The sequence below is a fragment of the Paenibacillus alkaliterrae genome, assembly GCF_021532375.1.
Taxonomy (GTDB): domain Bacteria; phylum Bacillota; class Bacilli; order Paenibacillales; family Paenibacillaceae; genus Pristimantibacillus; species Pristimantibacillus alkaliterrae.
In genome coordinates this window covers 50,448-74,184 of sequence record NZ_JAKGAP010000011.1, presented here as the reverse complement: position 1 = coordinate 74,184, position 23,737 = coordinate 50,448, and the positions used below count along the sequence as shown (strand labels likewise).

Genomic DNA, 23,737 nt, shown 5'->3' with positions numbered 1-23,737 from the left:
TTTGCTATATATATTAACATGCGATTCATTTATCGTTCAATATTTTTTTAACGATAAGAAGAAAGTAATAATAATACTTAGTAAATATAAAAAACCATGCCGATAATTCACTATTATTCAAATATTCTTGTACAGTTAACCCTAAAACAAACAACAACCGAGCGGAACGTTCCCGCTCGGTCGCCTTGTTCCACATTAGTTCCCCTGCAATTTTTTGTCCAATTCCTTTTGCGCAGCTTCTTTCGCTTCTTTCAACGCTTCGGCAGCCGGCACGTTCTCGATTTGAACTTTATCCGCAGCTATTTTTAACGCATCGGTAATTTTTCCTCCCGTCGGATCCTTGAACGGGTCGGTGGCGTGCGACGCTTGCATGAGCGGAACCTTCGCCTGTGGATTTTTGTCGCTGTACGCTTTGAACGCCGGATCTTCCAACGCCGATTGACGTACGGCGATATACCCTGTGTTCATCGACCAGAATGCAGTATTCTCCGCGCTTGTAAAGAACGTGAACCATTTATACGCGGCTTGCTTTTGCTCGTCGCTCGCTTTCGCCGGAATGCCGGCAAGAATCGCGCCCGCTTCGGGACGTCCTTCGCCTTTGCCTTCCCAGCCCGGCTGCTCCAGTGCCGCTACAATGTTGAAGTCGAGGTCGCCTTGGTCGCCGCTCGAGCCGGTATACCCGGCCGCCCGGCCTTTCATCACATCGTCGATTGTTTTGTACCAATATTCCCAGCCTTGGCCGCCGGAGTGAATACGCATGATCTTATCGTCATGAATCCATTTGCGGAACATGTCCCAAGCTTGCACCCATTCCGGCGAATCGATCATCACCGTCTTGCCGTCCTCGCTCAGCACACGGCCTCCGTTGCTGTACGCCGCATCCATCATGTTGCCGCTGCCCCACATCGGCTCCCAGCCGTAAAACTTCGTTTTGTCGCCGTCCTTCACCGTCATTTTGGCTGCGGCTGCGGCCAAACCTTCCCACGTTTTCAGATCTTCCGGCTTAACGCCGTTTTTCTCGAATGCGGCCTTGCTGTAATAAAGCACCTGCGTTGTGCCGTACAACGGAAGGAAATATTGCTTGCCGTCGACCTTGCCTTGATTCAAAAAGGTTTGTACGAAATCGTCCGCTTTGAAGCCGTCATCTTTCGCAATATAGTCGTCCATCGATTGGAACAAGCCTTTGCGCGCCCAATCCACATTGGAGGACAGGACGGCCGCCGGCACTTGGCTGGTCGCAATCGCCGCCTGCAGCTTTTTCAACGTTTCGGAGTAGTCTCCTTGAGCTACTCCTTTGACGATGACTTCTTCTTGCGAAGCGTTAAACTTTTCGATGATGATTTTCATATTTTCGCCCAGCTTGCCGCCCAGTCCGTACCAGAATTCGATCGTAACCGGCTCTTTTGGGGCCGTCTCCGCCGCCGGGGTTTCCGTCTGCTGCTGCTCTGAGCTGCCAACCGCTTTTTTATCCGCGGCTTGTCCGCAAGCCGTCAACACGATAAAACATAATACAAGCGACATCGCCAATACTGATTTGATTCGTAACATCGTTTTTCTCTCCACCTTTTTTAGAATTAATGTTGAATTACCCTTTGTTCACGCCGACCGAAAAGTTCACGCTGCGCATAATCGCCTTTTGCCCGACGAGGAACAACACGATTAACGGTAAAATCGTAAAAGCGCTCGCCGCCATAATAAGCGGCCACTTGAGCCCGTATGCACCCCCTTCTATAAAAAAGTCACGCAAACCTGCTGATACAAGCCGCAAGTCGGGATCTTTCGTAATGAGCATCGGCCAGAAATAGTTGTTATATTGCGAAATGAACGTTGTTAAAGCCAGTACCGTAAAGGTCGAGCGGGTAAGCGGCGCCACGATCGTCCACAATATGCGGAAATGCGACGCCCCGTCGATTTGACCGGCTTCCACAAGCTCATGTGAAACCTGCATAAATGCCTGCCGCACCAAAAATATCGCAAACACGCTGACGCAGTTGGACAGGATGAGACCGCCGTAGGAATCGAGCAAATGCAGCTCGGACAAGACGATATAACTCGGCAAATAAACAGCTGTGCTTGGAATCATGTAACCTAGCAGAATCAGCCCGGTGAACGCACCCCGCAGGCGGAATTTCATGTGCGTAATGGCATAAGCCATCATCGCCGAATTGAAAATTTGACAGATGACGATAGCTCCGGCGACAAAAATGCTGTTCGCCATATAACGGCCGAACGGCGCCTGGAGCCACGCCTCGGCATAATTGCCCCATTGCGGATCAACCGGCCAGAAGGTCGGCGGGAACTGCCATATTTCATCGTTCGTTTTGAGCGCGCTGGTCGCCATCCAATAAAACGGAAACGCCATGATGACGGCAACCGCCAGCAGCAGGATGTGGCGCAAACCCGTTCCAAGCAATTTCGTGACATTAACTGTATTTGTCTTATTCGAAGCATTCATTTCTTTCATCGTTGCTTCATTTCTCCTTCCCGTGGCAAGCATTTAGTGATAATGAACCGTTTTGCGGCTGAACGCATACGCAATGAGCGACAGCGCGACGCAGCAGAATACAAGCACGATCGCAACCGACGATGCCTGTCCGACGTTAAACGATTCAAAAGCGGATTGGTAGTACAAATAAAGCAGCGTACGCGTTGTCCCCGACGGGCCGCCTTGCGTCAGGACATTGATTTGGTCATAAGCTTGCAGCGATTCGATCGTCAGGACGATGAACAGGAAAAACGTTGTTGGCGAAATGAGCGGCAGCGTGACACGGAAAAACTTTTGGCGTTCGTTGGCCCCATCCAGCGCCGCTGCTTCCAGCAAGTCAGACGGTACATTCTTCAAGGCGACTAAATAAAAGACCATCGCCCAGCCAACCGATTTCCACACCGTTACGATCAGCACACCCGCCATCGCCCATTTCGGGTCCTGCAGCCATCCGACGCTGTCGAAGCCAAGCGCATTCAGCACCGTATTAGCAAGACCGACATCCGGCTCGAAAATCCACGACCATACGATCGACACCGCTACGGTTGGCGTCACCCAAGGTGAAAAAACGAGCAGCCTGTACAGCGATGAGCCGGCAAGCTTCCAGTTCAGCAGCAGAGCAAGCGCCAAGCCGCCTACCAAGGTCGGCACGACATTGCCTGCACAGAACAGCAGCGTCACCCGAAGCGCGTCGTAAAAAGCGGGATTGTCGAACAGCTCCTTGTAATTGCTCCATCCGACAAACGGTTTTTCCGGGCTCATGAAATCCCATTCGGTGAAGCTTAAATAAAAGACATAGACGAGCGGCGCAAGCCAAAACACCGTGAGAGGCACAAGAGCCGGCAGCGTGAACAGTAAAGCGTGCACATCTTTTATCCATTTTCTTCGTATCATCTCTTCATATTCTCCGTTCAATATTTTTTTAATAATAGATAAATAATTGGTAATTAAAACTATTATTGATTTCTGTACAAAAATAATTGTACACAAATATTTGTTTTCAATGGTTAACGCAACATCAACCGAACTTAAAGCTTTTGTAAATAGGATGGCAATTTTATTGGTTCGTAACCGGCTCCTGCTTCTTGTATAATGAAACTATGAATGTTGCGAACAACGAACTTTATGGTCAAGGAAGTGACAAACGTGTCCTCAAGTGAAACGCCACACCCATCCGAGCAAAGACTGAAATGGCGCCGCCAGGTCATTGACGCCATCGCCCAAACGATGGACTTGTACGGAGCCAACTATTCGTTTGGTCAGCTGTACGGCATTATGTTTTTTGAGGATCGGCCGATGACGTTGGATGAGATGAAAACCCAGATGAATATGAGCAAAAGCAATATGAGCTACGCCGTTCGTTCGCTGATGGAATCGAGGATGGTCGACCGATTGGAGGACAAGCGGGATCGGCAGGACTTGTACGTGGCCGAGACGAATTTTTTCAACGCCTTCCAGAACTTTTTCACAATCAAGCTGCAGCGGGAGATCGACGTGATGCTTGGCGCTATCAACGAGGTCATGCCGGAGCTGAAGGAGCTTATATTGAGCTTAGACACGCCGGATGACGAGCGGCAGGCGTGCTTGCAGGATTTGCATAAAATGCGCCACGCTGTCCAATATTATGAATGGCTGCAATCGTTCGTCGATGGCCTGCGGAGCGGGCAATATTTTCAAGGGGAGCGACCTGCGGAGAAATAAACCATAAGAATGGCAAAAGAAAATGCAAATCGCCCTGTCCCTGCTCTAGGAGAGCAGAAATAAGGCGATCATTAGCTAATCTTCAAAGTCTACTTCTCCAACCGCTTCATGAACTCTTCGGCAGGATCAATGCATTTATATCAGGTACCACAAAAGGTTCGGTAAGGACTGGTTGATAGCGCAGGCAGCGTGGAGTAATCAGCCTGTTCGGGGGAGTGCTCATAGGGACTCGAAAGAACATCAAGAAGCCGCTCCATCACGCTGTAGTCTCCTTGTTTCACCGCGGCTTCCAGTGCGTCTTCTACCCGGTGGTTGCGAGGAATTAGTGCGGGATTGCTTACGCGCATCAACTGATGCGAGGAGGCTTTTGGTTCCTGCTGCCTGGCTAGTCTCGCCTGCCACAGCTCATGCCACTGAGCAAATTCCGTGGCGCCGAACAGAACCGTATCTTCAGGCTTATCAAAAGTTAATGCGCGGAAGGTATTGGTGTAGTCCGCACTATACTTCTGCATCATATTGAGCAGGCCTTCAATAAGGGATTCATCCTCTTGCTCTTCGTTAAAGATTCCCAGTTTTCCCCTCATTCCCGCAAGCCAATTACGGTGATACAGCTCGGTAAAATCCGAAATCGCATCCTCGGCCAGTTCGACAGCCTGCTCCTCGCCCTCATGCAGCAGCGGCAACAGGGTTTCAGCAAATCTCGCGAGATTCCACGCGGCAATAGGCGGCTGATTGCCATAGGCATAGCGGCCATGCATGTCAATGGAACTGAATACCGTTGCCGGGTCATAGGCATCCATGAAGGCGCAAGGACCATAATCAATGGTTTCCCCGCTAAGGGCCATGTTGTCGGTGTTCATCACCCCGTGAATAAAGCCAACGAGCTGCCATTTGGCAATCAGCCCGGCCTGACGCTTGATCACTTCCTGAAGCAGGAAAAGATAGCGGTTCTCATCTGCGTCAACTTCTGGAAAATGTCTTTGCAATGTGTAATCAGCCAGTGCCTGGAGATCCTGTGCAGTGCCCCAATTTGAAACGTATTGAAAGGTGCCGACGCGCAGATGGCTGGCAGCCACGCGGGTCAGAATTGCACCAGGCTGCCCGGTTTCGCGGATTACTGTCTCACCGCTTGTCACCACCGCCAGACTGCGGGTGGTAGCAATACCAAGCGCATGCATCGCTTCACTGATGATGTATTCGCGCAGCATCGGTCCAAGTGCAGCACGACCATCGCCTCGGCGGGAGTATGGCGTTCTTCCTGAACCCTTAAGCTGAATATCGAACCGCTCACCTGGCGGAGTGATCTGTTCGCCAAGCAGCAGAGCCCGGCCGTCCCCTAACAAGGTGAAATGCCCGAATTGATGCCCTGCATAAGCTTGAGCAAGAGGCAGAGCGCCTTCAGGAATCTGGTTGCCAGCAAGCACCGCTACGCCATCATTGCTTTGCAGCGCCTCGACGTTCAACCCCAGGGATGTTGCCAACGGATCATTAAGAATGATCAACTTCGGTGAGCGTACAGGGGTGGGGTCTTGTCTGGTAAAAACTGATTTCGGCAGACGAGCATAACTGTTGTCGAAATTCCATCCTGTTTCTGTAATTGCTTTTTTCTCTGTCATCGTATCTCCTTTTTTCTTTTGTATCTTAGGTTTTTCTTTTCATATCAACACAAGGAAGCTCTTATTAGGGTTTACTTCTGCCTATATATTATACCCTATCCATACATAGAAGGCGCCCTTTTATGTACCCGACAATTCGTTCATGAATGAAGGCGACAAAGGTATTTTCTCGAATTCTTTCGCCGGGTCCTTCTAAACCCCTATCGAATTCTCTCATACCATAAATTGACTGCCTTTTCATTATGTTTATTAAGCTATAGTTCTTCGTTAGTTGAATCAAGTTATCGGAATATATTTTTTAAATCCTTTGCTGACAACTCCGCTATATCCATATTTCGTGAAGAACTCATGTGCAGCAATCCTATTTGCACCGCTTAGTAACATAATCTTCGTACAGCATTTTGAGATACATAATTGTTCCACATGCTCTAACAGTTTTTTACCGATTCCACTCCCTCTCAGGTTTTTATCTACAATAATATTTTCTACAACTGCATAGGGTCTGAATTGGTACATTAGATGTAGGCTACACCGGCTGACGCCGTTATCCATGCTTATATATCAGAAGAGACTGCCCGCGGGCCGAAAATGGCCGTGTCGGGCAGTCTCTTGTATACAGGTACCTGCTTACATCATATTGGTTACTCTAAATTAGCATGATTGCCGTACATCGTCTTGCCCCGCAAATCCTGCATCTCCATTAGCCGTAATACAATGGCATCGCATACGAGCAGCAGCATTTGCTCGAAGAGCGAGCCCATCGGCTGAATCGTCGCTTCCTCATTGTCCGCGTGATCCTTCGGAGCGCCGGGCAGACGGACCGCGATATCCGCCAGCCGACCGATTGCAGAGAAGGGAGACAGCGTCAGAGCGGCGACCGTCCCGCCAAGGCTGCGAGCCTTCTCCGCCATCGGCACGATGGATTTGGTCTCTCCCGAGCCTGATCCAATGATAAACAGATCGCCCTTCTTAAAGCTCCGGGTAACCGTGTCGCCTACCGCGTACGCGTCCAGGCCAAGATGCATGAGCCGCATGGCGAAGGCGCGCATCATCAGCCCGGAGCGTCCCGCGCCGGCAACGAAGATGCGATCAGCCGCAGTAATGCTAGCCGCCAATTGCTCTACTTGCTCATCCGCAAGCTGATCCTCAGCACGATTCAACTCGTTCAAGATCGCAGCAACGTAAGGAGTCGTCGTCATGCGTTCCATTATCCTTGCGCGATAAGCTGCTTCATCTCAGCGGCTGCCGCTTTCATATCCGCTTGGCCCGTAATGCCGCCGCCAACGATAACCAGATCCGGCGAAGCCGCGACAACTTCGGGCAGCGTGCTTAGCTTGATCCCGCCGGCAATGGCTGTTTTCGCGTTTTTGACAACGGCTTTGATCGTACGAAGGTCTTCAAAGGAGTTTTGGCCGGCTGCTTGAAGATCATAGCCCGTATGAACGCAGATATAATCAACGCCGAAGGAATCGACTTCCGCTGCGCGCTCCTCAAGATTTTTCACGGCAATCATGTCGACCAAAATTTGTTTGCCTTGCTTCCTCGCTTCTTCAACCGCACCCTTGATACTCGCGTCCTCCGCTACGCCAAGAATCGTAACGATATCCGCACCGGCCGCGGAAGCTTTCATCACCTCGTAGCCGCCTGCATCCATGATTTTTAAATCGGCAAGCACGGTCATGTTAGGAAAAGCCTCCTTGAGCGCTTTTACCGCATGCAAGCCTTCGTTAATAACGATCGGAGTACCGATTTCCACAACATCGACGAACGGCTCGACTTCCTTCACGACTTCAATGGCTCCCGGGATATCGACAAGGTCTAACGCTAATTGCAATTTCATTTATCGTTCACTCCTCATAGGTTTTGTTTGACTGACAACCCTTATTCTAGATACTCTCAGTCAAAAAAAACAGTACGCACTTTCATGTAACGCAGTACCCGTTTGGGTACTATGCGGAGCGATTCCAATCATTTTTGATCATATTATTCATCCCTCTGTTGATGCTTCTCGCCCCACTCGGACATGACATTCAGCAGCTCCTTGACGGTTGATCCATACTGCGTTAAAGAATACTCTACCTTAGGCGGCACTTGCGAATAAACTTTGCGATCAATAATCGCGTCTTCCTCCAGCTCTCGCAACTGCTGCGTTAGCATTTTTTGCGTAATCGCCGGCATCTCCCTCTTCAATTCGCCGAAGCGGTGCGTCCCCTCAGTCAGATGGCATAGGATAACGGGCTTCCACTTGCCGCCGATTACCTTCAAGGTTAGCTCAACCGTTTCTTTGAAATGCTGATCTCCCAAAATAAATGACTCCTTTCGCATAAACATGAAACATTTATCATTTTTAAAAATGGCAGTTTCTTGCTATCTATTTGAAATCATATCATACATGCGTCGGATATGACGAAGCACAATTAATCACGAAGAGGCATCGACCGTTATATATCAGGGATGCCGCCTTCTTTACATTGGATGGAAGAAAACCGAGCATTTTCTTCTTGCAGGCAGTTGACTATACAAGCATTTCTATGAATAATAGATAGAAATAGATAAAAAGCTTCACAATGGGAGGGAAACCGATGTCCATCATTCCGCATATTTTAGAGTATAACAAGCAGTTTGTCGAAGAGAAGCAGTACGAGGCCTATTTGACTGATAAATTCCCTGAGAAAAAAATTGTCGTGCTCACATGTATGGACACAAGACTCGTCGAGCTGTTGCCCAAAGCATTGAATATAAAAAACGGCGACGCCAAGTTTATCAAAAATGCAGGCGCGATCCTGACCCAGCCGTTCGGGAGCGCGATGCGCAGCATCCTTGTCGCGGTCTACGAGCTTGGCGCGCGCGAAATGCTTGTGATCGGCCACCATGGCTGCGGGATGACGAATCTCGATACGCAGGCTATGGTCAGCAAATTCACCGAATACGGGGTTGATCCGCTGGCGATTGAGACGCTTGAGAACTCCGGCATCCGCATGGATAAATTCCTGCGCGGCTTCCACAGCCCGGAAGAGGGTGTCATGCACAGCGTGAAGATGATCCGCAAACATCCCTTGTTCCCGAAATCCATTCCGGTGCATGGCTTCGTCATTCATCCGGAGACAGGCGCTATAGAGCTTCTTGTCGAGGATTACCGAGAGGAATAGCCGCATGCATGCATGATCATAACTGGAAAATGTGTATCTAATTTCGACGTTTCATTCTTTTTTGTTTATCCAAATGGAAAAGATGTATCTATTTCGCTCGAAAAGAGGACTTTTAACGAAATAGTGTCGATTTAGATACACTAATTCCATTTGCATACAGAAGCCGTCGGTATGTTCTTGATTCCGACATCCCAATCGTTATTCGATGCCACTCATAGCCTTGAATAAGTTTAATGATTATACAAGAGCAATACCCAATTATAAGCCTTATGTAACCGAATTAGTTATAAAAATCCTCATTCGTCAAATCCGTATTCGCGCCAATCGCGGCCTTGCTGCCTTCGCCTGCGGCAATAATGAGCTGAGTCGGCGCAATGATGGAGGAATCTCCCGCAGCGTATACGCCTCTCACGCTCGTACGCCCGAAAGCATCCGTTACGAAGCCGCCCTGGGAGGTCATCGCGCAGCCAAGCGCTTCTCCGAAAGAAACAGCCTGATCCCACCGCGGGGATATAAAGCCGCCAGTCCGCTTCACTTCTGCGTTATTTTCAAATCTAATCCTGTTTAACATTCCATTCTCGCCGACTAACTCTCTAATGCGATGCCGATTTACCCGTATGCCCTTCCTCTCAAGCTGCCCTTGCTGCGCCTCGCTTAAGCAGTTCTCTCCATTCGTACAAACGAGGATGTCCTTGCTCCAGTTATAGACGATTTTGGCCGAATGGAACGCATTCGCGCTTTCCGAAATGATGGCGATCGGCTTATCCCGCAGCTCCCAGCCATCGCAGTAAGGGCAACTGAACAGGCTTCTTCCATAAAAACGCTGGATGCCCGGCACAGACGGCAAAAATTCCTTTAACCCTGCAGCTAAAATAATCGTGCGGGCTTGAAACCATACGCCGTTGCTCGTCTTGATCCGAAATCCCCCGTAATAAGGCGTGACTTCGATTGCCTTGTCCGGCTTAATCGTAACGGTAGGATACTTGGCGATATCCTGATGGGCAAGCTCGCGAAACCGCCTCGGCGGGATGCCATCCCTGGTTATGAAGCCGTGAGACTCATGCGTCACGGCGTTTCTAGGCCGGTTATGATCGAACAACAGCACATGTCTCCTGGATCTGCCTAACACTAATGCCGCATTCAGACCTGCCGGTCCCCCGCCTATAATGGCGCAATCCAGCCACATGTCGCTCACCCCCAACCCTGTCGAAAAAAAAGGTAGTTTATACCTAATTATATAGAACAATGAGACCGCTCATGCTAAGATGAATGCACTATGCCCGCAGCGATTGGCTAAATGCTTAGAGGCTTTGGCGCTTTATCATGAAAACCGGGAAAAGGGTCCCGGTTTCTTTCCATACCCGTGCTCTACAACGAAAACAGCCCGCAGGCGCACTTGTTGATGCGCCCGCGGGCTTTCTTTAAGAGTAACTCCATCCTCCACAGCCGCTTGCCAGCTGCTCCTTCAGCCCGTGCTTTCTTACCTGATCAAAAATCTCAGCACGCTGTCCCAGCGCATCTGTCCGTAATAGGAGTCGGGCTGATCGATGCTCGTCAGCCAGTTTTTCGCTTTGGATCCGTTCGGACGGCTGACGATGACATTCGCGGTCTTCGAATCGCTTCTCACCCAAGACAGCTTCTCCGGCAGTGACTGCGGATTATAATCGCCAAATGCGTCCGGTGGCTTCGTAATTACCGATTGCTTCCCGCTAGCCAGCTCTACAGTGAGCAAACGGGGATTACTCCGCTCGGCCAGTCCGTCCGCTTGCTTCAGCTCCATCTCTCTCGAGACTACGATGTGCTCAGCTCCCTGCCATGCAAAATCGTTGTCGACGAAGCCCTCCGGCGTATAAATCCCGGATTTGCCGGAGGTGACTTTCAGCACTTTAAGTCTTTTATTGCTGCCGGCCTCGCGTCCTACTCCCACGATATAAGCTAACTGCGCATCACGCGGGCCCCACTCAAACCACTGCTCATGATTCACCATCTGATCCAGCGTTCTAAACACGACGCCGTCGGAGGATACGACGCACAGCGTATTGCTGTCAGCCGATAATGAAGCTGTAGGCGTAGCAAGAAAAGCGATCCAGCGCCCATCCGCGGACCATTTGAAGGGACTCGTACCGACGGCAAAAAAATCATCGGATGGCTTAGGAAGCACATGAACCGTCACATATTTTCCCGGATCTCCCAGCTGCTGCAGCGGAATTTGATATAAACTGATCGGCGTCCAGCCTTCGGTCAACAGTTCCGATTGCGAGGAGGCGAAGAAGCCCTTCCCGTCCGGCAGCCACGAATAATTGCCGATGCCCTCAGCGGTCTCAAGCAGTGTATTCGGTTGAGACACATCCACATATTGCAATTGCTGCCCGGTCTGATAGGCTAGCTTGTTATCGTTAGGCGACCATTGAAAGTTAAGCCCGCCTTCCGCTGACACAAGACTGCCATGCCCAGTCCGCATGTCAAGGATCCATAGCTCTTGTCGCGCCTCGCCCTTCGCAAAGGCTATCCATGCTCCGTCAAACGACCATTTTGGATCGTAGATATGGGGGCCGCCCGCAAGCTTCTTCTCCCTGCTGCCTATCTTAACCCACAGATCACCGCCCCGGACAAATGCAGCTTGGAGCTCGGCGTCTTCCTTGGCGGCGAATGCGGCGTTTCCTGTTCCGGCCAAACACAACGCAATAGCCAGCAACCACAAAGCGATTTTTATGCGCATCCTTTTCATCCTCCTTCAACCATACGTTTCCCCGAACTAGAGGAAAAATACGGACAAACCGTTTGCACAAAAGCCGCTAAAAAAGCCAGTAGTCGTCTAATTAGAAGCTGAGTTGGCTTTCTCATTTCCATTGATCAAGTTCAACTTGAAATCCTATCTCTTGGATCTTTCGAACCTAGTAATCGACGGTCTTTTCACGCGAACCTAAATAATCGGCACCGAGCTCTTGATAAGCTACTTTGTCCCGAAGTACAACATAAATGTTCAGCTCTTAACTTGAAGCTCAAATAATCTCGCCGTCTTGGTAGCAGGCAGCCTGACATGCAGCATACCATCCGCCTTGTTCCACTTCGACTCAGTTCCGGGCGACGCAGCCGGATAAGCGCAAGTGACGGTCAATTCACGACCCTGCCATCTCTCGAGCGGCAACTGAATTTCCGACGTATTGCCGGCAATGCGCCATACGGCGAGGTAAATCCGATCACCGCGGCGCAAGCCGCAGCTGATCCAGTCATCCTGCTGCTTCGGCAGCCCGATCGGCCAGAACGGCAGCGCTTCGGGAATGTCGCCGCGGATTGATTTGTAGTAATCCAGTGCTTCTTTCACCAGCTCGCGCCGTCTTGGACTCAGCTCAGCCAAATGGCCGCTCTGATGTACACGAAGCAATAAGGCATTGACCATGTTGAAAATAACTTCCTCATCGTCGCCCTCGCGCAGCGGATACGACCAAATCGCCGATTGCTCCGGCGTCAGCGCTGCCGGCGAGCTGGCTGCAATAGCCGCGTATTTCACGTAATCCTCTTGGTCACTCGTCGACTGAATGCTATGGCGGCTCAGCATCGCATAATCCATGCGCATGCCTCCGCTCGAGCAGTTCTCAATGACTAGCTCGGGATATCGCGCAAAGACGCTGTCCAGCCAGCTTAAGTAGACACGGTTATGCTGAAGCAAGCCATCGCCGACGCTGTCAGACGCTGTTTCCGTACCTATTCCCGCATTGATATTGTAATCCATCTTAATATAACCGACGCCGTAATCCTCTACCAAACGGCGAATTACCTCATCCGCATGGGCAATGACCTTCGGATTGCGGTAATCGAGCTGGTAACGGCTGCGGTCCTTTACTCGTTTGCCATGGCGCATGAAAAACCAGCTGTCGTCCGTATCCGCAAGCTTCGGACTGTTGATTCCCATCACTTCAAGCTCCAGCCAAAGACCCGGAATAAGTCCTTTCCCGCGGATGTAGTCGAGCACGAATTTGATTCCCTCGGGGAATCTTTCCTCCGAGGGCAGCCACTCGCCCACGCCGTCCCACCATTCGCCTGGCGCATACCATCCTGCGTCGATACAGAAGTATTCGCAGCCTACGTCAGCCGCCGCATCGATAAGCGGAAGCAGCTTCTCTGTCGTAGGCGCGCCCCATAAACAATTCATATAATCATTGAAAATAACCCGAAGCAGCTCGTTATCCTCGTTCGGTCTGCGGATTGTCCGGCGATAGGCCGTCAGTTGGTCGATCGCCTGCTCGAAGCCGCCCTCCACGGTCCCTGCCGCAACCGGTACGGAAACAAATTCCTCACCCGGCTGCAGCTTCAGCCACCAATGATTGTCATGCTCCGTCGGACCGCTGATCAGCACCGTAAGCAGATCGGATTGCTCAATGATTTCCCAATGCCACGAGCCATTATTCTCGATTTGCCAAAACAAGCTCGTACCCGCTTCCTCGTTATACAGCACAGCCATCGGAATATGCTCGGCCGCCGACCATGAGCCGGTATTGCTGCAGGATACCCGCTTCGAGCCGCGGTCGATCAAATGCGACATGCCGAGCTCGGGCAGCGTATACGATCTCCACTGCAGCTCGCTTTGCCAGCCGTTATGGGCGAGGTATAGTCTCATTTTGTCATCGCGATCCCGCTCGCCTTCCTTATCCAGACCTGTCAAAGCGAAAGATGAGACATATTCCACCTCGGCTGGCGCTTGCCCTTCGTTCTTCAGCACCGTCCAGCTCCGTACCGTCCGTACGCCATCGTAAAACTGCAGATGCTGCGCTGCCTTCAATCCCGTGACCTCATCCCGCAAGCCGATCTCCAGCTTACGTCCAAGCTCGTTTCGGGTGTCGTTATGCGAATCGTACACCATACGAAGACCCGGGTAAGACGCCCGGTGCGTCCGCCCGTGATACTCCGCCCGGTCCTCCCCCGTCAGCTGAAGCTCCATCAGGCGAAAGCCCGGCTTCTGCTTCTCTTGTATGATGTTTTCATCAAGCGGCTGCGCTCCGAAATGGAGAAACCGGACATCTCCGCTATACGTCACCTCGAAAACGAGGTATAGTCCATTTTCCGCTAATTCAATTCGTTTACTCATACTGCAATTTCATCCTTTCACCCGGATTTTAAGGGTCTATAAACAGCTTAACCCAGCACCGTAAAGTGCTGAGTCAAGGGTTCACTTATGGGTAAGCTTACTGTGCAGAACCGAATTGGATCCAAGCCTTCTGTATTTCGTCGATTGCCTGATCCTTCGATTTGCTGCCGCCAATGTAGGCCTGCATCAGCTCGCCAAACTTTTGATGGAACGTATCCAGGGAATAGTTAACCGTCAGGTCGCCCGATTTTTCCGATTTCAAAATCTCTTCCATTTGCTTCGGCATATCCAGGTCTGGAAGCGGAGCATCCTTGATTGGAGGAATAACCTTCGCAACGCTGGAGAACCAGTCTTTACCGTAATCGGAAGTATACAGCCAGTTGAAGAACGCAATCGTTTCGTTCACTGCAGCCGAATCCTTATTGATGCGAAGCGCTTGGTCCGCGCCTGTGATGAGCTGATTTTGCTCAGCTTTCTCGCTGACAGGGTAACCTACGATGCCCAATTCGAAGTCCGGGTTAATTTTCTTAATGGCTTCTTCATCCCATGCGCCTTTACCGGTCATGAAAGCGGCTTTGCCGGAAGCGAAGTCGCTTACGCCCGCGTTGCTGTCGCGCTCTAACGGCTTATTCGTGCCGTGCTTAACCGTCGTATCGATGAAGCTGAAAAAATTATCCTGCAAGACAGGGTGTTCCTTGAACGTTGTTTCTCCGGCAATGAACTGAGCAACCAATTCCTTCGGCGTCGTGCCCGCATCTTCAGCGGCAGTGTTCACGAAGTTTTGGAAAATATGCTTCCACACCCACCACTCTTTATAAGCGTTGGCGAACGGGGTAATTCCTTTTGCTTCCAGCTTAGCAATTGCTTCTGCCATTTGGGAAGTCGTTTTTGGAACTTCCGTAATGCCTGCATCGGCAAGCAGCTTCTTGTTGTAAACCATATTCATCAGATTTCCTTTTACAGGAAGGCCGAGAACCTTGCCGTCAGTGGAACTCATGTTGATTTTCACGGAATCGGTCATCGCTGCCGCAAGCGGCTCGTTTGTCAGATCCGCGCTGTATTCGGCAAAGGTGTCGATATCGCCGCCAGCCGTCGTTTGGAATACATCAGGCGTGCTGCCTGCCGCAATCTTTGACTTCAATACCGTGTTATAGTCGGCCTGCATGATTTCGAGGTTGATCGTCACGTTCGGCTTTACTTTTTTGTATTCAGCGATGTATGCGTTAAAAGCGTCCGTGTATTCGGGAGAAGCGGTAAACATATTAATCGTAACCGGTTTATCTCCGGCAGCCCCGTTATTAGCGGCTCCCTCGTTGTTCGCAGGCCCATTGTTATTGGCTCCGCAAGCGGACAAAATGCCAACAACCAACGCTATGCTGACGGATAACGATAAAATCTTTTTCTTCATGGTGATGCCCCCATTTCCCTTGTTGATTGTTGTTCTTGCTGCCTATTGTAAGGAAAAAGAAACAGGATAAGAATGTACATAAGTGAATAGTTAAGGGTAAAAAAGTGTAGTGATGCCGCTTGTTCACTTTTTATCCGTTACTGCTGCCGGCACGATACTCGGTTGGCGATACGGAATAATAGTTCCGGAATGCCTTGCTGAAATAGTTTTTGTCCTTGTAGCCAAGCATCTCTGAAATATCCTGTATTTTCAGGCCAGGATCGTCCAGCAGCTCTTTGGCCTTGTCCATTCTGACCTTCTGCACATACTCGTGAATGCCGTAGCCGAACTGCTGCTTGAACAGCTTCATTAAGTACTCTCTGCTTAAAAAATACTTCTCCGCGAACATCGATATTTTGATATCCTCAAAATAATGATTATCGATATAAGACTTAATATCCCCAACGTCGAACGGCTGATTCACCGTCTGCGATTTCCTCATTTCAGCGCTGTAATAGTCCAAAATATCGCAGAGCAGCTTATCGAAAGCGTCCATTGCGGCAAAATCGGTTGACAGGCCGATGGCCCGCAGCCCGCTTAGGCCGCCCATTGGCAGCCGCTCTTGTTGAACGCCAAGCTCAAGCGCCATATCATTGAGCAGGATAATAAACTCGTGAATCGTACGGTCCGCATCTCCTAGGCTGAAGCCGTCTGATGCTCGCCACTTCTTGACGAAATCGCCCAAAACGGTTTTGGCGTTTTGGATACTGCCGCTCTCCAAGGCACTTCGGATCATCATCATGCGGCTTGTCAGCGAAGGATTGTCCTTTGCAGCGGGAGCATGCGTTTTATCAACGCCGGCCAGCACCGCTCCACTCTTCAGCTTTAGCAGATCGATGCCGCCGATGGCCCCTTTCGCCGCTTCGTAGGAGGAGGCAATGTCCATGGCGTCGGCACTGGAGGGACCGATGCCCGCCACGACTATTAAGCCGAATAAATCCCCCAGCGTTGCCGCCACCTTGTTCATTTGATGAATGGAGCGGTAAGCAATATCCTCCGGATATCCGCCCTTCATCGTCAAGATAGAGATCATCTCCCGCTCCTGCTTCGGACTCGCAAAGCTGAAAGCGCCGAAATGGTCGCCGGCGATTTCATTGATGACGTTAGCTGCGGCAAAATGCAGTAAATCGGTATCCTCATGAAAGCGGCGCTTTCTCACCTGCTCCAAATTGAGTATCCGAAATACCGCGACGGTGAACCGATTGCCGGGATCGTCGGCTCCGATAAGCGGCAAGAACGCTTCGTTCGTCTTGCTCTTGAAGCTTCGTTCGATAATGGACTGGTAGATCTTTTCCTTCAGTCGCGGAAGCGACATATTGAGCGTAATGTTGCGGTTAATAAACTCGCTGTCCTTCTTGCGCTTGGCATCGAGCAGATCTACCGCCTTGCGGAGCGACTGATTAAGATCAATCCGGTTAACCGGCTTAAGCAAATAATCGACGACCTTCGACCGGATTGCCTGCCTCGTATATTCAAAATCATTGTATCCGCTGATGACGATCGTCAGCAGTTCCGGGTAATCGCGCTCTATGATTTGCAGCAGCTCCATCCCGTTCAGCTCCGGCATCTTCATGTCGACCATCGCCAGATCGATTCTTTGCTCCGCCAGCATCGCCAGTCCGATCTTGCCGTCCGTCGCCTCCAGCACCTCTTCTACGCCGAGCCCCTTCCAATCGCCCAATATGCGAATGGCTTCCCGCAGCGGCTCCTCATCGTCAATAATGAGCACCTTATACATGGCTCACGCCTCCCCGCGGTAATAACATTTCCATTTCCGTACCCGTATTATCCGTCCGAATGACCAGCTCCGCCGCTTCCCCGTACAGCAGCTTCAAGCGGGTATTCAAATTCACGAGACCGATGCTATCTCCTTCGCTACCCCGGTCCTCCCACTCGCTGAGGAACGAACTTCTCACCTGCTCCAGTCGCTCCTTCGTAAAGCCCGGTCCATTATCCCGGACGGAGATCACGGTATGCCGTTCTACAAGCTTCGCGCATATATCGATCGTAATCATGCTGGACACCTTTTCCACCGCGTGCTTGATCGCATTTTCGACCAGCGTCTGAATCGACAGCTTCGGCATTTCCAGCTCCATCAACGATTCATCCCAATCGTACGTCACCTGAAGCCTGCTGCCGAATCTCGCTTTCTGCAGAGACAGATAATTCCCGATATGCTTTAATTCCTCTCTGGCCCTCACGATATCCTTGCCGCTAATGCAATACCGGAGCGTCAATGCAAGCGCATCGACCATATCGGCAATGTCGAGCCTCTCATGCTTTAACGCCTTGGTCGAGATCGCTTGAAGCGCGTTATAGAGAAAATGGGGGTTGATCTCGGCCTCCAGCGCTTTCAGAATCGCGTTTTTCTCCACCAGCTTCATTTTGTACCGTTCGTTAATCAGATCGTTGGTTCTTCTCACCATCTGGTTGAAGTGGCGCGACAAATAGGCAATTTCGTCCCGCCCTTTCACCTCCGTCTCCGCATCGAAGTCGCCGGCGCTGAAGCGGTTCATTTGGTAGGATAGTTTCTTCAACGGCTTCGTAATCGCATTGGAGAAATAGGTGACGAGAATGACGGCCAGCAGCAGAAACAACAGACCGAGCGAGAAGCTGATGTTTCTCGCGGTCGTCGCCGCTTCGTAAATTTGCGTATACGGAATCGGCTTGACGAGCTTCCAGCCCTGCTGCTCCCCTACGTTATAAACGATCAAATATTTATGCTCCCCGGAAGAGAAGGTTATTGGGCCTTGTCCGCTTTCCGTTAGCTCTTCCGTCAAAGCGGCAGCTTTCATCTCTTCATAAACAGAAGGATCATCGGCGTAAAACGGTTCATTATCCGGGCTCAGAAACATCAGATGCTGACCCCCGCTGAACGGTACGTCTCTCAAAATTTCATCTCTCACCGTGGAATCGAAATAAAAGGAAAGCATCGCCTGCGGCTCGCGCGAAACGATGGACCGCAGAACGCGATGGTAAGCCATAAAGGTGTCCTCCGTATTCAGCTTATAGCCCGGATCGCTGCCCGGCTGAACGAATGACTGATACGAACGGTTAGCCGGACTGGACATCGCCTTCCCGTACCACGGCAACTCGCTAATGTCCGCATCCGAGCCTGTCCGCACCGTAATATTGTAATTTTCCTTCGTAACGGCGTAGTACTTCTTCTCCTTCACGACGTACAAATAAATCGCCTTTAAATCGGTCCGGGAATAGTACAGCTCTCGAAGGTAATCCTCCACGTACATTTTCGAGGCGTAATCCTCCGATTCATGATTAATCGCGTAGACGATTTCGTCATAACGAATTTGCGGCAGCGACAGCTGCTCCATCCCCTTCAAATACTCCTCGAGATTCTGATTAACGAGCAGCAGATTGTTGGATGTGCTCGCTATGCTGCTTGATACGGATTCCTTCTGAAGCATCTGATAGGAAATAAAGGTCAATGACCCCACCACAAGTATAATAATGGTCGTGAAAAGCAAAATAAGCTTGTTTACCAGTCTTCTCGAAAGACGCTCCATGACCGACAGAACGGCTTTGACTGCTCTGTTCATGATGCATATCACCATCCCTGCGGCTTGATATTCGGTTCACCTTTTTACCCCTAACTGTTTTGTAAAATCCATTTTTGCGCGTGACGGGCTGAATTATAATACACATTATAGCTGATACGGATTTGTTGTATAGGCGGGCCAACGAGATGCCATACACAAACTGCGAGGAAAGAGGTGCTTCAATGTTTAAATCATTAGGGAGAAAATGGAGCGAGAAGCTTGAATTCGGCATCTTTACGCTTCCGGTATTAATCTGTATCGCCGTAGCTTTCTATATCCCGTTCGCGATGACCATACGCTATTCCTTGACGAAGTGGAACGGCATTGCCAAGAATCCAACCTTCGTCGGTCTCGATAATTTCAAACAAATCTTTATGGGCGACACGAATTTTGCGAATTCTGCGTGGTTCACAATTAAATATGCGATTTTGTACATCGTGCTGGTGAACGTGCTTGCCATCTTGCTTGCCGTTATCCTTGACATGAAGCTGAGAACGTCATCTTGGCTGCGTGCTGCATTTTTCATTCCTTACATTCTTAGCTTGGTTATCGTTGGTTTCATCTGGAAGTTCATCTTCATGCAAGGCTTTGAGTCGCTGGGCGAGAGCACGGGCTGGGGCATCTTTAATCTCAGCTGGCTGGGTGAGCCGGGTCTGGCGTTTATTTCGATTCTGCTCGTATCCATCTGGCAGTCGATCGGCTTTTACCTGGTCATTTACATCGCCGGCTTGCAGTCGGTACCGGGTGATTTGAAGGAAGCCGCTACGGTGGATGGCGCCGGACCTGTAAGACGTTTCTTCAGCATTACGCTGCCGCTGCTTGCGCCATCGATCACGATTTCCGTGTTTATGGCTTTGACGAACTCCATTAAAGTATTCGATGTGATTCTGTCGCTTACCGGCGGCGGACCTGGCGGCACGACATACAGTATCGCTTACGACATCTACAGAGACACGTTCCAGAACAACCTTTACGGCTACGGGACGGCGAAAGCGCTCATCCTGTTCGTTGCGGTTCTGTTCGTTACGATCATCCAATTGACGATCTTCAAACGCAGGGAGGTTGAGGCTTAATGAAAACGCAAAGTCAAACGAGAGCGGGACGCATCGTCCTTGAAATCGTGATGGTGCTCATCTCGCTCGTCTTCCTGTATCCTTTGTTCCTGGCCATTAACAACTCGCTCAAAAGCTTCGGCGAGGTGATGACCGATGTCGTTGCTTTGCCGAAGCAGCTTGTATTCGAGAACTATTCGTATGTTTGGTCGTTTATCAACTATCCGAAGCTGTTCCTAAACAACTTTATTATTACTTCGGTGGGACTGGCGGGTATTATTCTCGTCTCCTCCATCGCAGCCTATAAGCTCGCGAGAACGAAAACGCGCTGGAGCGCGGTTCTATACTTTCTATGCATTATGCCGATGCTCATTCCGTTCCAATCAATCATGCTGACGGTCCTGCAGCTGGCAAAGGATTTGAACCTGTCTGAAAGCACATGGGGACTCGGCGTTCTCTACTGGGGCTTCGGCGCTCCGCTGGCCGTCTTCATTTATCACGGCTTCGTGAAGGGCATCCCGCAGGAAATTGACGAAAGCGCGACGATTGACGGCGCTTCGGGCTTCAAGCTGTTCTTCCTCGTCATCTTCCCGCTGTTGAAGTCGGTGACAACGACAATCATCATCATTGACGTGATGTGGATCTGGAACGATTTCCTGCTGCCGCTCCTGATGGTGAACGGCTCGCCGGATACGAAGACGTTGACGCTCGCGGCTTACACGTTCGTCGGCCAATACACATCGGATTGGCAATATGCGATGACCGCCATGGTCATGGCCGTGCTGCCATCGATCATCGTGTTCATCTTCCTGCAGAAATACATCGTCAAAGGCGTCGTCGCCGGCGCGGTGAAAGGCTGATTTTAAAAAGAGCTGTTCCCATGGTTTCGCGACCAGGGAAACAGCTCTTTTTGTTATTGCTGGACTATGGCTAAGAAGGCAACTATAACCGTTACCTCCATACGAGCGCCACAGCCGCAGAGTTACTGCAAAAGTCCACTATAGCGCCTCATCTCCTAAAATAGATCTAGAAACTAGATCTAATATCCTAAAACTAACCAATCCTGAAAAAATTGATCCAAAAACTAGATCTAAAATACCATTACCCGTCTCAACTGGACTCATGTGGGCGGTATCGCCGGATATAGATCTAGAAACTAGATCTAAACACCTCATACTAACCAATTCTGTGAAGATAGATCTAAAAACTAGATCTAATATACCTTCACCCGCCTCATCTGGACTCATAACTACAATGCGATAATCGCAATCGAGATATAAAAAACCATAACAGGTCCCCCTTTTAATCCCGATAACTTCCCCCAAAATAGAAAAAAATATAGAGCATCCGCTGCGGATGCTCTATATTTCAGTCGTTTTATTCGTTTACACTGGACGCTCAATCGTAAATTGCTCACCGAGCTTTGCGTAATCGTTACCGGCCAGACGGCCGACCGGCTTCAGCCCCTCCGCATGAATCCGCCCGTTCTCATACAACGATTCATCTACGTGGAAGCATACTACGCGGCCAATAAGGAGGTCGCAAGCCGGAGATTCCACTGTCCCTCCAAGGGGCAAAGCCTGCTCCAGCACGCATTCCATCCGCACCTTCGCCTCGGTGACTCCCGGCACGTTCACCTTCTCGCTAGGTGCAGACGTAAGGCCGGCTAAAGCAACTTCACTTTCCTCCGGCGGCAAATTAGCGGCGGTCGCATTAATCGCTTCAATATAGCTTTCATCCGCGATGTGAACGACGAATTGTCCCGATTCGATAGCGTTACGCGCCGTGTCCTTCTGTACGCCGCCCTGCTTGCGCTGTACCGAAACCGCGATCATGGGAGGGTTGGCCGTTACGATATTAAAAAAGCTGAACGGCGCCGCATTAAGCACCCCTTCTCCCGTAAGCGTCGTTATGAAAGCGATCGGTCTTGGAATAATGCTGCCTATAAGCAGCTTGTAGTTATCCTGCACGCTTTGACTCGTTGGATCGATTGAAATCAAGCTTGCACCTCCTATCCCTTCTCCTACACTTTAACCCTGAATTAAAACGTTTCGTTATACCATGCTTCCGCCGCCGCAACCTCGGAGCTGGTTAATTGATGGCCATATTGCTCCCAATGCACCTTAACGTCGGCGCCCGCGGCGCTTAACAAACGCTCAAGCTCCTCCGTTTCCTGCGGCGTGCAGAGCGGATCATTCGAGCCTGCGCCGATGAAGCAAGGCATACCGCTCATATCCGGCAGCTCTACTCCGCGAATCGGTACCATCGGGTGATGCAATATCGCTCCGCGCAGCGTCCCTTTGTAGTGAAACAACAGGCTGCCCGCTATGTTTGCTCCGTTGGAATAACCGATCGCGATTAGGTTGCCGCGGTCAAAGCCATATTCCTCTGCCGCGCTGTCCAGAAAATCATAGAGCTCCTTGGTGCGGAAAACCAGATCCTCCAGATCAAATACACCCTCAGCCAGCCTGCGGAAATAACGCGGCATCCCGTTCTCGAGCACATTTCCCCTTACGCTCAGTACGGACGAAGCCGGCGATATACGTTCTGCAAGCGGCAGCAAATCCCGCTCCGTGCCTCCCGTTCCGTGCAATAGAAGCAGCACCGGAGCATTTACATCCGTCCCTTGTTTAAATAGATGCTTCATCCTTTATCCTCCTCCAATATTCTCACCTCAAAAGGCGATAACAACTGCTCAATTTGCGTGCGATGCGGTTCAAACCATTCGGGAAGCATCAGCTTCCCGCCCAGCTTATCCGGCTCTTCATCGCGGGCAAAGCCTGGCGGATCGGTCGCGATTTCGAATAAAATGCCGCCTTCCTCGCGGAAATAGATCGCGTTAAAGTATTGCCTGTCGACGATCGGCGTAGGCTGGAAGCCGTTGCCGGCAACAAGGCTTCTCCAAAACGCATGCTCCTCGTCGTCCTTTGCCCGCCAAGCAATGTGGTGGACCGTACCGGAACCGCCGTGGCCCGGCTCCATTGCCGCTGTGTTGACATCGATCAAATTGCCCAAATCTCCCGTCGCTTTGTACCTGGCATAAGCGCCTTCCTGTCCGACTTTCTTGAGTCCCATCACATTCGCCAATAAATCTGCCGTTTTGTCAGGAGACGTGCTGTAGAGAATCGCGCCGCCAAATCCCTTGATCGCTTTGCTCGCCGGAACTCCGCCGAACGCCCACTTGCTCGCCGGACCTTCGGCGCGGGCAACGAGCTCGAGCTTCAAGCCGTCCGGATCGGCAAACGCTAAATACCGCTCGCCGAATCTTTCCGTTACCTCGGCCGCAACTTTCAGCTTCGCCAGCCGCTCTTTCCAAAAATCGAACGCATCAGCGGGAACGACATACGTCGTCACGCCAACCTGCCCGCCGCCAATCCGTCCTTTCCGCGAATTTTCCCAAGGGAAGAACGTAATGATAGTGCCTGGGCTTCCTATCTCGTTTCCGAAGTACAAATGATAAACCTCTGGCGCGTCAAAATTAATCGTCTTCTTAATTAAACGAAGGCCAAGTACGCCCGCGTAGAAATCAGCCGTTTGCTGCGCATTTCTCACAAAAGCCGTTATATGATGAATACCCGCGGTTTGCGTCGTCATAACGTCCACTCCCTATTTTATATTAGTATGAAAAGTATTGTAACTAACTT

21 protein-coding genes are annotated in these 23,737 nt (G+C 50.6%); 4 read left to right on the top strand and 17 right to left on the bottom strand.

The features are described 5' to 3' along the window. Positions 1–195 precede the first annotated feature (195 nt). From L1N85_RS06715 to L1N85_RS06705, 3 genes are read right to left on the bottom strand one after another with little or no spacing between them, the layout of a single operon-like run. Positions 196–1,548, bottom strand: a complete 1,353-nt coding sequence (locus L1N85_RS06715; protein ID WP_235236353.1) for an ABC transporter substrate-binding protein — start codon at positions 1,546–1,548, stop codon at positions 196–198. A 37-nt stretch (positions 1,549–1,585) separates the two neighbouring features. After that, positions 1,586–2,455, bottom strand: a complete 870-nt coding sequence (locus tag L1N85_RS06710; protein WP_235236529.1) for a carbohydrate ABC transporter permease — start codon at positions 2,453–2,455, stop codon at positions 1,586–1,588. A gap of 42 nt (positions 2,456–2,497) precedes the next feature. Beyond that, positions 2,498–3,379: a carbohydrate ABC transporter permease gene (locus L1N85_RS06705; RefSeq protein ID WP_235236351.1), complete on the bottom strand. Its 882-nt coding sequence runs from the start codon at positions 3,377–3,379 to the stop codon at positions 2,498–2,500. A gap of 231 nt (positions 3,380–3,610) precedes the next feature. On the opposite strand from L1N85_RS06705, the gene L1N85_RS06700 reads away from it, so the two are divergent. Next, a complete protein-coding gene (locus L1N85_RS06700) occupies positions 3,611–4,186 on the top strand; it encodes a GbsR/MarR family transcriptional regulator (RefSeq protein ID WP_407946337.1) in 576 nt (191 codons plus the stop codon). A 140-nt stretch (positions 4,187–4,326) separates the two neighbouring features. On the opposite strand, the gene L1N85_RS06695 is transcribed toward L1N85_RS06700, so the two are convergent. The 5 genes from L1N85_RS06695 to L1N85_RS06675 form a co-directional block, all read right to left on the bottom strand. Further along, the gene (locus L1N85_RS06695) at positions 4,327–5,802 is read right to left on the bottom strand and encodes a protein adenylyltransferase SelO (protein WP_235236347.1); all 1,476 of its coding nucleotides are present in this window, start codon (positions 5,800–5,802) and stop codon (positions 4,327–4,329) included. Positions 5,803–6,078: 276 nt separating this feature from the next. Continuing rightward, positions 6,079–6,354 (bottom strand): GNAT family N-acetyltransferase, encoded by a 276-nt coding sequence (locus tag L1N85_RS06690; RefSeq protein WP_407946331.1) that lies wholly within the window; start codon positions 6,352–6,354, stop codon positions 6,079–6,081. 89 nt (positions 6,355–6,443) lie between these two features. Then, entirely contained in the window at positions 6,444–7,001 is a 558-nt protein-coding gene (gene hxlB / locus L1N85_RS06685) for a 6-phospho-3-hexuloisomerase (protein ID WP_235236343.1), read from the bottom strand. An 8-nt stretch (positions 7,002–7,009) separates the two neighbouring features. Beyond that, positions 7,010–7,642, bottom strand: coding sequence for a 3-hexulose-6-phosphate synthase (gene hxlA, locus L1N85_RS06680; RefSeq protein ID WP_235236341.1), 633 nt, complete (start codon positions 7,640–7,642; stop codon positions 7,010–7,012). A 143-nt stretch (positions 7,643–7,785) separates the two neighbouring features. Next, positions 7,786–8,127 (bottom strand): winged helix-turn-helix transcriptional regulator, encoded by a 342-nt coding sequence (locus tag L1N85_RS06675; protein WP_235236527.1) that lies wholly within the window; start codon positions 8,125–8,127, stop codon positions 7,786–7,788. 257 nt (positions 8,128–8,384) lie between these two features. On the opposite strand from L1N85_RS06675, the gene L1N85_RS06670 reads away from it, so the two are divergent. Then, complete coding sequence (locus L1N85_RS06670; RefSeq protein ID WP_235236339.1) at positions 8,385–8,951, top strand: beta-class carbonic anhydrase; 567 nt, start codon at positions 8,385–8,387, stop codon at positions 8,949–8,951. Between the two features lie 280 nt (positions 8,952–9,231). Here L1N85_RS06670 and L1N85_RS06665 read toward each other — a convergent pair whose 3' ends face one another. The 6 genes from L1N85_RS06665 to L1N85_RS06640 all read right to left on the bottom strand — a co-directional run bounded on the left by L1N85_RS06665 (position 9,232) and on the right by L1N85_RS06640 (position 19,041). Beyond that, positions 9,232–10,137: an NAD(P)/FAD-dependent oxidoreductase gene (locus L1N85_RS06665; RefSeq protein WP_235236336.1), complete on the bottom strand. Its 906-nt coding sequence runs from the start codon at positions 10,135–10,137 to the stop codon at positions 9,232–9,234. Positions 10,138–10,431: 294 nt separating this feature from the next. After that, positions 10,432–11,670: a TolB-like translocation protein gene (locus L1N85_RS06660; protein ID WP_235236334.1), complete on the bottom strand. Its 1,239-nt coding sequence runs from the start codon at positions 11,668–11,670 to the stop codon at positions 10,432–10,434. Positions 11,671–11,934: 264 nt separating this feature from the next. After that, a complete protein-coding gene (locus L1N85_RS06655) occupies positions 11,935–14,037 on the bottom strand; it encodes a glycoside hydrolase family 36 protein (RefSeq protein WP_235236332.1) in 2,103 nt (700 codons plus the stop codon). Positions 14,038–14,134: 97 nt separating this feature from the next. Further along, positions 14,135–15,445: a type 2 periplasmic-binding domain-containing protein gene (locus tag L1N85_RS06650; protein WP_235236330.1), complete on the bottom strand. Its 1,311-nt coding sequence runs from the start codon at positions 15,443–15,445 to the stop codon at positions 14,135–14,137. Between the two features lie 130 nt (positions 15,446–15,575). Next, positions 15,576–17,222 (bottom strand): response regulator transcription factor, encoded by a 1,647-nt coding sequence (locus tag L1N85_RS06645; protein ID WP_235236328.1) that lies wholly within the window; start codon positions 17,220–17,222, stop codon positions 15,576–15,578. After that, positions 17,215–19,041, bottom strand: coding sequence for a sensor histidine kinase (locus tag L1N85_RS06640; protein WP_235236326.1), 1,827 nt, complete (start codon positions 19,039–19,041; stop codon positions 17,215–17,217). The genes L1N85_RS06645 and L1N85_RS06640 overlap by 8 nt, the downstream gene beginning before the upstream one ends. Positions 19,042–19,223: 182 nt before the next feature. On the opposite strand from L1N85_RS06640, the gene L1N85_RS06635 reads away from it, so the two are divergent. Beyond that, positions 19,224–20,114, top strand: coding sequence for a carbohydrate ABC transporter permease (locus L1N85_RS06635; protein WP_235236324.1), 891 nt, complete (start codon positions 19,224–19,226; stop codon positions 20,112–20,114). Then, on the top strand, positions 20,114–20,953 hold the full coding sequence (locus L1N85_RS06630; protein ID WP_235236322.1) for a carbohydrate ABC transporter permease: 840 nt from the start codon (positions 20,114–20,116) through the stop codon (positions 20,951–20,953). The genes L1N85_RS06635 and L1N85_RS06630 overlap by 1 nt, the downstream gene beginning before the upstream one ends. A gap of 525 nt (positions 20,954–21,478) precedes the next feature. Here the strand turns inward: L1N85_RS06630 and L1N85_RS06625 are convergent. The 3 genes from L1N85_RS06625 to L1N85_RS06615 are packed head-to-tail and all read right to left on the bottom strand — an operon-like array spanning position 21,479 to position 23,687. Continuing rightward, a complete protein-coding gene (locus L1N85_RS06625) occupies positions 21,479–22,093 on the bottom strand; it encodes a flavin reductase family protein (protein WP_235236320.1) in 615 nt (204 codons plus the stop codon). Between the two features lie 41 nt (positions 22,094–22,134). Then, complete coding sequence (locus tag L1N85_RS06620) at positions 22,135–22,740, bottom strand: alpha/beta hydrolase (RefSeq protein ID WP_235236319.1); 606 nt, start codon at positions 22,738–22,740, stop codon at positions 22,135–22,137. After that, entirely contained in the window at positions 22,737–23,687 is a 951-nt protein-coding gene (locus L1N85_RS06615) for a ring-cleaving dioxygenase (protein ID WP_235236317.1), read from the bottom strand. The genes L1N85_RS06620 and L1N85_RS06615 overlap by 4 nt, the downstream gene beginning before the upstream one ends. Positions 23,688–23,737: the final 50 nt, after the last annotated feature.